Annotated in this window: 15 protein-coding genes and 1 pseudogene; 11 read left to right on the top strand and 5 right to left on the bottom strand. The window is 51.8% G+C overall.

Going from position 1 to position 13948, the window contains the following annotated elements:
- Positions 1-113: 113 nt before the first annotated feature.
- Positions 114-638, bottom strand: coding sequence for a hypothetical protein (locus LK04_RS16165; protein WP_039327645.1), 525 nt, complete (start codon positions 636-638; stop codon positions 114-116).
- Positions 604-1281, bottom strand: a complete 678-nt coding sequence (locus LK04_RS16160; protein WP_158649444.1) for a winged helix-turn-helix domain-containing protein — start codon at positions 1279-1281, stop codon at positions 604-606. Before LK04_RS16160 ends, LK04_RS16165 begins: the two co-directional genes overlap by 35 nt.
- 356 nt (positions 1282-1637) lie before the next feature.
- Here LK04_RS16160 and LK04_RS20190 point away from each other — a divergent pair.
- The 5 genes and pseudogenes from LK04_RS20190 to LK04_RS16140 all read left to right on the top strand — a co-directional run.
- Positions 1638-1760, top strand: a pseudogene (locus tag LK04_RS20190) (methyl-accepting chemotaxis protein); the annotation flags it as partial.
- A gap of 328 nt (positions 1761-2088) precedes the next feature.
- Positions 2089-2817 carry an RNA polymerase sigma factor FliA gene (gene fliA / locus LK04_RS16155; protein ID WP_039327649.1) on the top strand — a complete coding sequence of 243 codons (729 nt, stop codon included), beginning with the start codon at positions 2089-2091 and terminating at the stop codon, positions 2815-2817.
- A 276-nt stretch (positions 2818-3093) separates the two neighbouring features.
- A complete protein-coding gene (flhD, locus tag LK04_RS16150) occupies positions 3094-3435 on the top strand; it encodes a flagellar transcriptional regulator FlhD (RefSeq protein ID WP_039327651.1) in 342 nt (113 codons plus the stop codon).
- A 10-nt stretch (positions 3436-3445) separates the two neighbouring features.
- Positions 3446-4018: a flagellar transcriptional regulator FlhC gene (flhC, locus tag LK04_RS16145; RefSeq protein WP_039327652.1), complete on the top strand. Its 573-nt coding sequence runs from the start codon at positions 3446-3448 to the stop codon at positions 4016-4018.
- Between the two features lie 114 nt (positions 4019-4132).
- Complete coding sequence (locus tag LK04_RS16140) at positions 4133-4462, top strand: DUF1493 family protein (RefSeq protein ID WP_039327654.1); 330 nt, start codon at positions 4133-4135, stop codon at positions 4460-4462.
- A gap of 15 nt (positions 4463-4477) precedes the next feature.
- Here LK04_RS16140 and LK04_RS16135 read toward each other — a convergent pair whose 3' ends face one another.
- Positions 4478-5254, bottom strand: coding sequence for an NAD(P)H-dependent oxidoreductase (locus tag LK04_RS16135; protein ID WP_039327656.1), 777 nt, complete (start codon positions 5252-5254; stop codon positions 4478-4480).
- Positions 5255-5344: 90 nt separating this feature from the next.
- Between LK04_RS16135 and LK04_RS16130 the strand changes: the two genes are divergently transcribed.
- Positions 5345-6235: a LysR family transcriptional regulator gene (locus LK04_RS16130; protein WP_039327658.1), complete on the top strand. Its 891-nt coding sequence runs from the start codon at positions 5345-5347 to the stop codon at positions 6233-6235.
- 84 nt (positions 6236-6319) lie between these two features.
- Positions 6320-7369 carry a DUF1176 domain-containing protein gene (locus LK04_RS16125; protein ID WP_039327660.1) on the top strand — a complete coding sequence of 350 codons (1050 nt, stop codon included), beginning with the start codon at positions 6320-6322 and terminating at the stop codon, positions 7367-7369.
- A gap of 345 nt (positions 7370-7714) precedes the next feature.
- On the opposite strand, the gene LK04_RS16120 is transcribed toward LK04_RS16125, so the two are convergent.
- Positions 7715-8392 (bottom strand): YecA family protein, encoded by a 678-nt coding sequence (locus LK04_RS16120; protein ID WP_039329571.1) that lies wholly within the window; start codon positions 8390-8392, stop codon positions 7715-7717.
- Positions 8393-8599: 207 nt separating this feature from the next.
- On the opposite strand from LK04_RS16120, the gene LK04_RS16115 reads away from it, so the two are divergent.
- The 4 genes from LK04_RS16115 to LK04_RS16100 all read left to right on the top strand — a co-directional run bounded on the left by LK04_RS16115 (position 8600) and on the right by LK04_RS16100 (position 12398).
- Positions 8600-9613: an isopenicillin N synthase family dioxygenase gene (locus LK04_RS16115; RefSeq protein ID WP_039329569.1), complete on the top strand. Its 1014-nt coding sequence runs from the start codon at positions 8600-8602 to the stop codon at positions 9611-9613.
- A 21-nt stretch (positions 9614-9634) separates the two neighbouring features.
- Positions 9635-10417, top strand: a complete 783-nt coding sequence (locus LK04_RS16110) for a MetQ/NlpA family ABC transporter substrate-binding protein (RefSeq protein WP_039329567.1) — start codon at positions 9635-9637, stop codon at positions 10415-10417.
- A gap of 147 nt (positions 10418-10564) precedes the next feature.
- A complete protein-coding gene (locus LK04_RS16105) occupies positions 10565-11746 on the top strand; it encodes a serine hydrolase domain-containing protein (protein ID WP_052205994.1) in 1182 nt (393 codons plus the stop codon).
- A 157-nt stretch (positions 11747-11903) separates the two neighbouring features.
- On the top strand, positions 11904-12398 hold the full coding sequence (locus LK04_RS16100) for an RcnB family protein (RefSeq protein WP_039329564.1): 495 nt from the start codon (positions 11904-11906) through the stop codon (positions 12396-12398).
- Between the two features lie 33 nt (positions 12399-12431).
- On the opposite strand, the gene LK04_RS16095 is transcribed toward LK04_RS16100, so the two are convergent.
- Positions 12432-13880, bottom strand: a complete 1449-nt coding sequence (locus LK04_RS16095) for a PLP-dependent aminotransferase family protein (RefSeq protein WP_039329590.1) — start codon at positions 13878-13880, stop codon at positions 12432-12434.
- Between the last annotated feature and the right edge of the window lie 68 nt (positions 13881-13948).

Here is a 13948-nt window from a genome sequence, read left to right as displayed (position 1 = left end):
TTTAATAGCGATGTTCCTAAACACCGTCACGCTGGCACCTCTCTTTACACAACTGATGGCGCATATTTTCACCTGCCTTTCGCACTTTGTGGCCGCACTGCGTTAACCCGGCGCTACCTGATGCAGATGTTGCGCGGTGTATTCTCGGTGCCAGAGGCCAGTACCTTGCCGTTCAACAGATAGAGGCCAATGACGCTGATATCGCCTAACTGGATATGGGGGAACACATACTCTCTGACGTCGTCGTCATGACTCTTGTCCCCCAACCCCCGACTGAGATGTGTGGCCTTAATTTTCAAAAGGTTGTAATGGAATTTGTGCTCAAACCAGATGGCGCGATTGATATGGGTCACCGGCGCGATCGGCACACCATCGATAAAGCGCGACAATGTGCCGATATAACTGGTGTGACCGTGATAAAAACCATCACGATAGCTGCGATAAATGCCTTGTGTCAGCACCACCTCCTGTTGGTTTTTGATGTCATAAAACGCCAGGGGGAAACTGCATTGCGCTTGCTGGGATGAGATCAGCCACCACCGCCCGATAATGATGGTCAGCGCGAGGAGAAAACCACCCAGAAACAGCGCGCTAAGTGGAAATTTAATTAACCCGGAAATAGTAGGATTCACACCCATTGTTGGCTTCCTGCAAAGGTTGGTGACAGGCGATCAAGCCTTGATGATGATGGGAGCTGGCGATACCCAGCGTGATATACAACTCCCGAGCAGCGGGCCGATCGGGGCCCAAAACATAGCGTGTGTAGGTCAGCAGTGTGGCTTCAATCAGTTCATGGTGCGTTTGCTGATGCTTCGGCACCCATACCCGGCTCTCAACCGACACCGCCCCACCATGCCAGGTGACAAAATCGATTTTTTTGGGTGTGAGAAGCCATAAGTGTTGTGCGACCAACCCTGTCGCGATACCGGCAACAATGCCGCCAAGGGTCATCGACAGCGCGCGTTGCCAGCGGAAAGGCTGAACTTCGGGTTGGTGGGCATCGAGCGGCGCTGGGCAGGGAGGAAGATCCTCAGGATCTGAGGTATGTACTATCAAACGGTAACCGCTGCGTGTCACGGCCAGCAGGTGAATCTGTTGATCAAGATCCAGCGACACCAGCGCACGACGTAATTTGCTGATCATCACGCGCACGCTGTTTTCAGTGGCGGCAAAACCGACCTGACGCCAGCCAATATCCATTAGCTGTTCCGGTGATAACACTTCACCTTGCGCCTCTACCAGTGCCGCTAAACAGAGCGCGGCACTGGCAGGGAGCGTCACAGACTTCCCATCATGATTACGGATCAGGAGGCGTTTATGTCTGACTAACGTGGCAGAAAAACCGAGAGATATCATATCGTTCATTAGATAATTTTTGCCGATTATTAACAATGCCAGAGCGGCTAATTCGCGCCAGAGGTCACAAATAATGATGTCTGTTTTTCGTCTATAAACTGCAGCCCCTTGGACTAAAAAAGCCCTTGAAAGGAGGGCAAAGCATACACATGGAAGATATTAATTACGCGGAGTTAACACAGCAGACTTTAGATTTTCTGTGGTACCTGATTAGCTTGATATAGCACTGAGCTTTAACGCTGAGTGTGGAGCAAATCATGGGGTAGGTCACCGTGAATTAGCGCCATATTGCCGATATCAATGGTGTGATCGACAGTATTGCCAATCAAACCAATATTCTGGCACTTAATTCTGCCGTGAAAGTGGCGCGCGCTGGCGAACAAAGGCGCGGGTTTGCAGTGGTGACAGGAGCGGCCATGGTCGCGGGTGGATTAGAAGCGTAGTTGGATGCGTTGGAAAAACGGGGGGCGCAATTTTATGCTTAGCAATGAGGCTGCACCCTAGTCCGTTCGGCTGAAAGCCAAACCGCATGATAAACGCCAAGGATTGTTGGCTGAAAAATAGGCTCCGTATTGGTTTTTTTAAATAAGAAATATTAGCCACTACTTTAATGATTAAAATTCACGACAATTCATTAAATGAATTAGTCAAGTTGACGTAGTCTTATTGCGCTATGTGAACGCTGAATTTCATCCGATACTTTGAATGAATTAATGTTGGTTGAGAAATGTGATGCGTAGGGTATATATGGATGTTGGCTTAGATAATAAAATCACGTTGTGGAATAAATATCAGAGTCTGGTGAGGAAGGAGGTGTTACGTTTACAAAAACGCCTTCCAGCCAGTATCGAATTCGATGATCTGATTCAGGCGGGAGCTATCGGGTTCATCTCTGCTGTCGACAGTTTTGATGCGCGTAAAGGGGTGGCACTGAGTGCCTGGATTACTCAACGCATAAAATGGGCGTTAATGGATGAACTGCGTGATCGTGATTGGGTCCCTCGGCGGATCAGAAAGCATTCGCGAGAAATTTCTGCCCTTATACAAAAGCTCGAACAAGAAAATGGGAGAAATGCCAGCGAAATGGAAATCGCTGAGCGTATGGGGGTGCCGCTGTGTGAATTTCAGCAGATGCTGGCTGATACTAACAGCATTCAAATTTTATCAATTGATGAATTACAAGAAAGTTATGATGATCTTTGGGAGCAGCCAGATGACGAGAATGCATTGCTGGACCCGGTACATCAATCGATAAAAAACAACCTCGCATTGCGTATTGCTGAGCATATAGCCTCTATCCCTGAACGTGAACAACGAATACTTCAGTTCTATTATCACTATGATCTTAATATGCATGATATAGCCCTGATTCTAAATGTCACAGAAACTCGTGTGAGTCAACTTCACAGTTTGGCAATAAAAAGGTTGCGAAGAAGAATGGATCGTGATTACACGATGTGATTGTTATTTTTTGTATTCATGGAAAAACTTTCATCGTGGTTAATAACATTTAATAATATTATTTCTATTGATTTTCAATTGGTTGGCGTATGTTATTTCTCTTATGGGTTGTCGTAAAAATTCTGAAGGATACTATTTCCCCATTGCTGTAAGCGGTTATGTTGTGCGTTGCTTTCAATTCTGTTCCATTGCAGTGCAAAATCGCTTATCAGCCTTAAACGAGGAATTGATATTTCCTGTTACCTTACTTCTGCTCTGAATGATTAAGGTGTATTAATGTCTAACTTTGATGAGTACTTGCAACATATCCATGATATGAATTTATCTTACCTGCTATTAGCACAACAGTTGATCAGGCAAGACAAGTTTGCTGCAGGCTTTCGTTTGGGTTTGTCAGAAGCCACGCTAAATAATATCAAAGCATTGACATTGCCGCAGTTAATTAAAATGTCTGCCACTAATCAATTTATTTGTCGTTTGCGAATCAATGACGAAGTGATGATCGAAAACCTCACAAAAGATTCACGTATAGAAGCACTGCAGAAAATTCACACTGGAATTATTTTATCAACCGACCTGCTTAATTCATTGAATACAGAATCTCTAACCGTTAGCTAAGAGGTGTGGCATGTGTGAGAAAAACTTGTTGCAGGAGTTGCATGAAATGCATATTGCTATGGAGTTGATCGCATTAGGTGCGCGGATGCAGGTACTGGAGTCTGAAACCTCATTAAGTCGACGACGCCTTTTGCGTTTATATAAAGAATTACGTGGATGTCCTCCTCCCAAAGGTATGCTACCTTTTTCTGAAGACTGGTTTATGTCGTGGGAGAAAAATATTCATTCATCCATGTTTTACAACATTTACCTCTATTTAATTAAAACGGAAAAATGTCCGCCTATTAAAGCGCTCATGAAAGCCTACCGTCTTTATCTTGAACAATGTTATTGCCAAAGTCAGAAAAAACCCGTACTGGATCTGACACGGGCATGGACATTATTACGTTTTATTGACTGCGGCATTATTTCACGCAAAGCCTGCCGCATTTGCCAAGGGGGATTTGTAGTGATTATCGAAAATATTAAGAACCCGTTTACTTGCAGTTTGTGCTGCCCGCCCTCACGCGCCAGTAAACGGACTCATATCAGCCACGTTGTTTCACGGCATGTGCTGGACGCGGTGACGGACGCACTCTTATAGCGATGGGTTACCATGGTGGTGAAGAGAATAGCGCACGCCAGGTGCACAGTTTTTTCACCCCGCTGGTCAGATAGCATGGCAGAATAGCCCCCTCATTTAGCAGGAGGGTAGCTCATGACCGATGACATCGACCAGCGCATCTATGAATTAGTGCGTCGCTACGACGGCGTTTATCTGTTTAAGCAGAAGACCTTAACTCCACAGGTTGATATCGACAGCGATCTCAACTTTGAGCGTGAAGAAGCGCAGGCGTTAATGGATGAATTCTTTGCTGAATTTGCAGTTGAACGTGGCGGTTTTGCGATTGAAACCTACTATCCCAATGAGCCTTCTCTGGTGCAGATCCTCAACCCGTTTAACAAGCGTGAAGTCCCGGTGGTGCCGGACTTCACGCTCGCTATGTTGATTGAGTCGGCCAAAGCGGGGCGTTGGCTGTTCGAGTAAGCTAGCGCCACGTCATCACTTCACATGCACACCAAAGCCGCTCTCATTGGACGCCAGTGAAGCTTTTAGCGTCAGCGCCGGGATCTCATAATCGCCGCCATTTTGCTGACGAAACGCAATCGGTGCCGTCTCGGCCAGTGTATCCAGTCGCGTCGCTAACGCATCGCACCAGCTTGCAAAGCGCTCTTGTGCGGATTTCTGTACGCGATAAAACACCAGCGGGGGCAAAACACTAAAGCCTGGATAAAACAGCATACCGTGCTGGATCGGGAACAGTAGCTGATCAATCGAGCCGTTGATACCCCGTGGACTATAATGTGATTCCCAACCGCCAGTGGTGATCACCAACATTGCGCGCTTGCCTGCCATATTGCCCTCGCCGTAACGATCGCCCCAATGCTGTTCGTTGTGCTCCCCCACGCCGTAGGCAAATCCGTTAGCGTAGACGCGGTCAAACCAGCCTTTCATGATGGCGGGCATGGTGAACCACCACAGAGGGAACTGAAAGATCACCGTGTCGGCCCAGCGCAGTTTTTCCTGTTCTGCCGCGATATCGGCAGGCTGTTGCTGATGGTCAAACGCATAGCGTGAATCCAGCGTCGCGTCATAATGCGTACCGACCAGGGGCGCTAACGTATCGGCTGCATCAAGCTGCGCTTTCCATTGCATGGCGTAGAGATCCGATACTTGCACCTGATGCCCTGCGTTTTGCAGGTGCTCGATGGCGAAATCTTTCAATGAACCGCTGAGTGAACGAGGTTCTGGATGGGCATACACAATCAGTACATTCATGGCTGAATCCTGTGAGATGAAAACCCCTGCAGGTTAAGCCGAGGCTGGCTATAGTAGAAATCAATTACGGATATCTCAGGTATAGCCACGGTGAATATCAACTCGCTGGATTTAAATCTGTTGCAGACACTTGATGTGTTGCTGGAAGAGCTTAATGTCACGCGTGCGGCACAACGTCTTAACCTGTCACAACCCTCGGTGAGTACGCAGCTTGCCAGGTTACGCACGGTTCTGGACGATCCGCTGTTACTGCCGGGACCACGTGGGATGTTACCAACGGCACGAGCGGAAGCACTGCGCGATCCGTTACGGTTGGCGCTGGAAGCATTAACCCGCGCCGTGGCGCCGCCTGACGTTTTCAATCCTGCCCACGCCGACCAGACCTGGCGCATTGCCGCAACGGATTACATGTCCTCGGCACTTGTACTGCCGGCGCTCAATTTAATTCGTGATGCTGCGCCGCGCAGCCGTATGGCGGTCTTCACTTTGAATCCACCGCAGGTGGCGCAGCAGTTGGAAAAAGGCGAGTTGGATCTGGTGTTTCATACCGGTGACAACGCGCCCCCGACCTTACATCAGCGCAAGTTGTTCAGTGAGCGCTACGTGCTGGCCGGGCAACGAGATCATCCACAACTGCAGCAGCCGCCCACGCTGGATCAATTTTGTCAGCTGGAGTTTGTGTTGATTTCACCTGATGGTGGCGGATTCAGCGCGGCTACCGATAGCGCGCTGGCTAAGCTGGGCCGTAAGCGGCGGGTCGCGCTGTCAGTGCCCCATTTTCTGTTTATGCTGGAGGTGCTGGCGAGCAGCGATTTAGTCGCCGTGGTGCCGGAGCGACTGGTGCGCAAAACGCCATATCTTCGTGTCTGCACGCCTCCGCTGGAGATACCGGGTTTTGATATTTTGATGCTGTGGCATCAACGCCTGCACCGCGATCCGGCGCAGCAGTGGCTGCGACAGCAGATTGTGGCGTCGTTATAAGCTCACGCTTAGCGCAAAAAATTCACTTCTCCCGCGCGCTAAAAATCATCACACTAGCCACCTTTACCATTATGGAGAGATGGCATGAAAACCCGATTGCTGCTGGCGTTAGCGCTGCTCACCAGTTTAAGCGCGCCACTGTTAGCAGACGAAGACGGCGTCTCCTTTAGTCACAAAGACTGGGAGCTCGCTTGTGATAATACCTTAACCTGTCGCGCTGCCGGTTACAGCGCTGAAGAGGGGGCTGGCGGTTCGGTGTTGCTCACGCGTGAAGGGGGACCAAACGCCGTTACCCACGGTCGTGTGGTGTTGGCCGATACCGGTGATGACGACTCCAAGCAGGTGGATACGTTGGCGCTGTGGATCGATGACCATGCGCAGGGTGAGGTAGCAAAAGCCGAGAATGATGAGTGGACACTCACCGATGTGCAAACGCTGGCGCTGATCAATGCCATTAAGGGCAACGGTAAAGTGGAGTTTCGCGGCGGCGAAGAGCCGTTTGAGCTTTCCAGCAACGGCGCGTTCGCCACGCTGCTGAAAATGGATGATGCGCAAGGGCGACTCAGCACGCCAGGGGCATTGGTGCGCAAGGGCAATAAGTCTGAGAGCAGTGTACCGGCGGCGGTATCGATGCCAGTGATCCAACAGGTCAAAGTAGAAAAAGCCACACCTCGCCCCTTGACGGATGATGAGCTGGCGCTATTGAAACCAAAGTTGATTGCTTCGCTAACTGACGATGACAGTTGTGACAACCTGGCGCCGACCGACGATCAGCCCGAAGAGGGGGCCGAACCGCTAACGTTAACGCCAGTAGATGATGCACATGTGTTGATCGCCGCACTTTGCTGGCGCGGGGCGTATAACGAAGGTTATGGCTACTGGTTAATCGACAAATCCTTGCAGGGCAAACCGCAGTTGATCACCGATTCCGGTTCAGATTACAGCGAAGGAGTGGTGTCCGAAGCGCAAAAAGGTCGTGGCATTGGCGACTGCTGGAGCACTGCTGCCTGGGTATGGGATGGCAAAGATTTTGTGCAGAGTAGCGATGCGACAACCGGCATGTGCCGCGCGATTCGTGCGGGCGGCGCATGGCAGTTGCCAACGCTGGTGACGGAGGTCAGACCGGCACCGTAATTCGGTGGGTGGGCTTTTATGCGCGCCGGGTCATCATTAATGGCGTGATGCTTGCCATTTGAGTTATCGGCGCTTACGCCGTCTGCTGCCGCACTGGGGCTGGCGGTCCTCGCGCCGCTGGCGCGGTGCCCTCACTGCACTCGTCTGCCTTACGGACCGGTGGCGATGGAACATCCATGTTCCAGCGCCACCTTTCGCCCGCGTCCTGCGGGCTCTCCTGGCATACTCGTTCCGTTCAGCGCTGCGGAATGCCAGCCCCTGTGCGGCACCAGCCTGCTCATCAGCACAGGTGTGTGTTGTCAGAAAGGGCACATTGTCTGAAGCCATGCTCCATCAAAAGCAGGGTTACTTACCGCAGCACTGCTTGTATTTCTTGCCGCTGCCGCACGGGCAAGGGTCGTTACGACCGGTTTTCTCGCCGGCAAAATGGGGCAATTGTGGCTCAGGATCGGGCTGTGCCAGGCGCTGCTCTTGCCAATACTCGTGCAACTCCAATGCGGCAGGGCGGATGGCCTCGATGCTGGCTTCAAACTCTTCCGGCGAGAAGGCTTCGCGCTTAGCCAACTGTGTTTCACTGCCGTGCAGGGTGATGGCGTCCATGGCGGGTTGCAGTGCTTCCGGCAATTCGGACCAGTCTTTATCCAACGCCACGCCGCGCAGATATCCGTAGCACCAGTCCTCCACCACGGTGAACTCCTGACCTTCCATCTCCTGGAAGCCAAACAGCGGATCAAACTGATCCGGGAATTCAGCCAGACGCTCAGCAATATCGTTGAAATGCTGGAAGATCAATGCCATAAAGCGATCCATCTCGCGCTCATTGGCCCATTTTGGAATCTGCTTTTGCCCGCCCCACATTGCCACCAGCCACTCGCTGGGTTCGATATCATTGGGGCCAGAGAGCAGTGCGGTCAGCATACCGTCCAGTTCAGACGTATCCACCACTGACTGTTCGTTGCCGTATTTCTCCAGCATATCTTCCAGCCAGTTCAGCTCTTTTTCGGTTAATGGACCCTGGTTCATATGACATCTCCTGTTCGAGGCTTGGGCAGACATTAAGTGGGCGCGATTATAGCCACAAGTGACCGCGATTTATCGCTTTTTGCATAACGATTGCAGGAGCTTTGCTAAAAATCATTCGCCATAACATATTTCCCAACAGTATTGGCTGGAATTGACGCCAGATGTCAGCGTAAAAGCAGAATTTTTCTGCATAAAGGACGCCAAACAATGGCTGAAACATTGCCTGTGCTGGATCTCGCGCTGCTGGAATTACCCGATGCCGAGCGCTCACCATACCTTGCTGAATTGCGAACCACCGCGCGCGACGTCGGTTTTTTCTACCTGACCAATCATGGCATTAATCCGCAACTGCTGCAGAACGTTCAGACTATCACTCAGGCGTTTTTTGCGCTGCCAGATGAGGAGAAGCAGCGCGTTTCCATGATCCACTCGCCACATTTTCGCGGCTACAACCGTGCGGGCGTGGAATACACCCGTGAACAGCGCGATCAGCGTGAACAGTTTGATATTGGGGCCGAGCGAGCTGCATTGACGTTACAGGCGGGTGATCCAGCCTGGCTCCGACTACAAGGGCCGAATTTGTGGCCGGAAGCGCTGCCGCAGTTGCGCCCAGTGATTCACGCGTGGCAACAGGCAATGACGGCCATTGCTCTGCGCCTGTTACGCGCCTTTGCAAAATCTCTGTCTCTGCCCGCCGATGCCTTTGATGCGTTATACGGTACGCATCCCAATGAGCATGTAAAACTCATTCGCTATCCCGGACAGGCGGCCAGCGCCAGCCAGCAGGGGGTGGGGGCGCATAAAGACTCCGGTTTTTTGACCTTTCTGTTGCAGGACGATCAACCCGGCTTACAGGTGGAAGTGACCCCTGATCACTGGGTAGATGCGTTGCCTAAACCCGGTGCGTTTGTGGTGAACATCGGTGAACTGCTGGAAATCGCCACCAATGGTTATCTGCGCGCCACAGTGCATCGCGTGGTGTCACCCCCTGCGAATAAAGCGCGCGTCTCCATCGCCTTTTTCCTCGGTGCGCAATTAGATGCCGAAGTCCCTCTCTATCAATTACCCCCGCATCTGGCTGCAGAAGCACGGGGCCCGACCAGCGACCCGACCAATCCGCTGCTGCGGGAGGTAGGCTGGAATTATCTCAAGGGGCGTTTGCGCTCCCATCGTGATGTGGCGGCACGCTATTACGCCGACGCTTTGACTCCCGTTAAATAATCATAAAAGTAAGGAAAGCCCATGACTAAAAAGGTGATAGCAACGTTGGTAATGATCTCAGTCATGAGTTCATACGCTTCAGCTGCCGCTCTGCGCGTAGCAGCCGATCCGGTGCCACACAGCGAAATCCTCAACCACATCAAACAGAGTGACAAAAACCTCGATCTCAAAGTGATTGAGCTGAATGGCAACCTCAATGCGAACGAATTGCTGGCGCGCGGAGACGTTGATGCCAACTACTTCCAGCACGTGCCTTATCTGCGCGATCAGGAAAAAGCCCTGGGAGAGAAATTTGCGGTGGTGGCAACGGTGCATATTGAGCCACTGGGGATTTACTCGCACAAAGTAAAATCCCTGAAAGATCTGCCCGATGGGGCGCAGGTGGCGGTGCCGAATAACGTCACTAACCTTAGCCGAGCGCTTTATCTGTTACAGTCCAGTGGCTTAATTAAACTCAAGAGTAGCAGTAGCACGACGTTGGTCACGACGGCGGATATCAGTGATAACCCGCATCACCTGAAAATCATTGAAATCGAGGCACCGCAGCTACCGCGTGCGCTGGATGATGCACAGCTGGCGATCATTAACGGTAATTATGCGTTGCAGGCGGGGTTAGTCCCCTCAAAGGATGCGCTGGCGCTGGAACAGGCGAAGGACAACCCGTATGCGAATGTGCTGGTCACCACGCCAAAGCTGGCTCATGACCCGCGCATTCTCGAATTAGCGAAAGATCTGGAGTCAAAACAAACGGCTGAATTTATCAACCAGCACTATCGCGGTTCGGTTATTCCGGTTAATCAATAATCCCTTGCCGCCACCTGATTCTGGCAGGTGGCGGATAGCCTCTTCTGTGTTATATTTCGCCACAAACACCCATCGCACGTTTTGCTAAAAATCAAAAACAACATATAAATCAATTGCTATGAAAACTTTCACCAGGAATTATCGGTGATGCGCCGCATTATGTCGCGCTCGCTGCTGTTGTGCTGCAGTTTGCTGTTGAGCGCCTGTGGCACGCTATCGCAAACTTCAGCGCCGGTTGGCGATAAAGTCTATCTCACGCATGCCACCTTCAATGAAAACGTCGATGACATTGTGCAGCATTACATGCAGCAAAAGCAGGTGTCTGGCATCAGCATTGCGATAATCCATGAACGCCACGCGCCGAAATTTTATAGCTTTGGCGTCACTGATGCCGTGCACCGTTATCCCATTACGCCGGATACGCTGTTTGCGCTCGGTTCACTCAGCAAAGGCATGACGGCTGAGGTGATCATTGAACTGGTGGATCGCGGTGAACTGCACTGGAATGACACCCTCGCCACACTGTTACCGCCAGGTGTGCCGCTCAGTGCCGATGCCAAACGTATCACCCTGCTGCAACTGGTGACGCATACCTCCGGCTTGCCGCGGCAGGATATGGACCTGCCGATGTTCATGAAGTTTATGGCTTATCTACGCAGCGGTGAGAATTTTTATGGCAATCTCGATAGCGATGCGGTGCTGAGCTATCTGGCTGATTTTGATGCCCCCACAAAACCTGCGGCGCAATACTCCAATCTGGGTTACGCGCTCCTCGGTTACATTCTCAAGTATCAATTGCACCAGGATATTGAGACGCTGGCGCAACGCAATCTGTTCCAGCCACTGGGCATGACCAGCAGCAGTTTCCACCCACAAACCTTATCTGGCTATCCATGGCGCGCCTTGGGGCATGCAGGCGATCAGCCTAAGTTCATCCCGCGTGGCGATCTGACGCCGGATTGGGCGTTCAGTAATAATATGGTGGCCGCCGCGAGTCTCTACAGCAACGCACGTGATCTGATCCGCTATCTGGATGCGCATCTGCACGATGATGCGAATGCGCCGATTAACGCGGCTTTTGCTCAGGTGAATCGCGGTTATGAGCAGCACGGTAATCAGACGCAGAATATTGCCTGGGTAACCGATACTTACGGCCAACAAAAAATTACCTATCAAGTGGGCTATATCGGCGGATACGCCAGCTTTATCGGCTTTGATAAGCAGAATGGTAATGCCATCGTCGTGCTGCAGAATGCATTTAACTGGAGCAACTATTTGGGTATCGCCTTACTAATGGACCTGGCGCAGAAAAAAAACGCTGAACCCTGAACACGGTTGCTTGCAATTTTGCTGCGCCAAAAAAAGCTAGCGCTGAGGTATGCTGTGCAGCAATATTTGACGCGCTAAGCGCGTGGAGGGAACCTTCTGCGTGCTGCACTTGTCACTAAATTGGACAGTTAATAATTAACCAGAGTGGAAATCACCAATGCGCAGGACACACGTCACCCTTCTTTCTGCAGGAATTTTTCTGGGCGCTTTGAGCCTGACCCCAGCCGCGCTGGCTGAAGGCGAGCAAACGGATAACGTACCACCGCCACCACAAGTTCAGCAGGTGGCACCTGATGCACAAACCCAGGCCCCGGCCGCAGATGCACCTGCCAGCAATGAGCCGGCTGAGTCCTCTGGTGATGTTGCACCGATTCGCCCGTCACAAAATGGCATGCAAGATGCACCAGCAGGCCAAAATAACTACGACCTGCATACTATTGTGATCGACTACAAAGAGTACAAGGTCGGTGATGTGGTGCCGGATGAGTACCGTAAAAAGCAGTACACCATTGTAGAGTGGCAACCACGCCATCTGCCAGCACCTCAGCCAGGGACACACTGGGCTTATATTAATGCCAACTACATCCTGATCACCGACGATAGCGGCAAGATCGTGATGGGTAAATCTGGCGATATCTTCTTTAAAGGCTAATCCCTTTTTGCGGCGGTCATGATGCCGCCGCGATTATCCAGATATATATTGTGCGATATGTGCAACGCCAGCCAACATCTGGCTGGTGCTGGTGTTGCCATAACCCAGCACCAATCCCTGCTGTTTTTCCTCTCCCCAAAAAAATCCTGATAGTGCGCCAGGTGCGTAACCATGGGATATCAATCTATCCACCAGTTCGCGGTCCTGTTGATCTTCAGACAGACGCAACACCAGATGCATACCGCATTCACCACCCAACAGCGGAACCTGTGCCCCAAAGACCTGCTGTAGTGCGCTACGTAAGCTGGCCTGACGCTGGCGATAAAGACGGCGCATTTTGCTGAGATGGCGATTGAAATCCCCATTACGGAGGAACAGGGCCAGAGCTTGCTGTTCGAGGCGGTTTCCCCCGCGCAGTAATTCATGCAAAGCCGGGCGTAACTGAGGCAGTAATTGAGGAGGAAGCACCATAAAACCGATACGCAGTGATGGAAACAGCGTCTTGCTGAACGATCCCACGTAAATCACTGGCGTGGGCTGCATCATGCCTTGCATCGCAGCAATCGGCTCGCCGCTGTAACGAAAATCACTGTCGTAGTCATCTTCTATGATCCATGACTGATGTTGTCGAGCGGCAGCCAGTAGTGCCAAACGACGAGGGGCGCTCATCACTACGCCAGTGGGATATTGATGGGTGGGCGTGGTGTAAATCAACGTCGGTGTGCGTTGTTGCCAGTCGCTGGCTTGCGGTGCCAATCCTTGCTCATCCACCGCGATGGGTTCAATACACATATCACCCAGGTGCATGGCGGCTTTAGCCCCACGGTAGCCCGGCTCTTCCACCCATCCGATATCGCCGCGCTGGCTTAGCAACGCCACACATAATGTCAGCGCTTGCTGTGCGCCATCGGTAATGACGATCTGTTCGGGCGTACAGCGCACCCCACGCGCCAGTGCCAGGTGCTGTGCCAACGCTTCACGTAGCGTGTGTTCACCGAGCGGATCGCCATAGCCCAGCAATGGCTGGGGTTGATGCTGCATCACATGATTGAGTGCTCGCCGCCACTGTGCCAGCGGAAAGTGCGCCAGCGCTGGGATGCCAGGGCGCAGTGCCATCTCCTGGCTCAAAATGCGATGGGTCGAACGCAACTGAGCGACTCTGGGGGATAGCGTGATATTGCTGGCATCAACTTCATCGTATGGAGAAGAGGGAAGTTGAGCGATAGCGCTGATGCGACTGCCCTGGCGATCGCTGAGCAAAAATCCTTCAGCCTGTAACTGCGCCCACACCCCGGTCACGGTGTTACGTGACACCTTGAGATCACCCGCTAATTGGCGGGTCGAAGGTAAACGCGTGCCAGCAGGGAGCGCGCCGGTCAGAATGGCCTGCTTGATGCGCTTAAACAACTGCTGTTGGAGCGTCAGCTCGCTGTTCATTTCCAGCGGAGCCAATAAGAGTTGATGCAGTTCACTCTCGTTCATGGTCATCACGTGGACCCATAAATTTCATCGAATGTGGTGCTTTTTAACATGCCAGCTAACTGGCACGC

The sequence above is a fragment of the Pantoea vagans genome (genome assembly GCF_001506165.1).
Taxonomy (GTDB): domain Bacteria; phylum Pseudomonadota; class Gammaproteobacteria; order Enterobacterales; family Enterobacteriaceae; genus Pantoea; species Pantoea vagans_C.
Note: the sequence above shows the minus strand (reverse complement) of the source record. Positions and strands in the feature narration are given on the sequence as shown.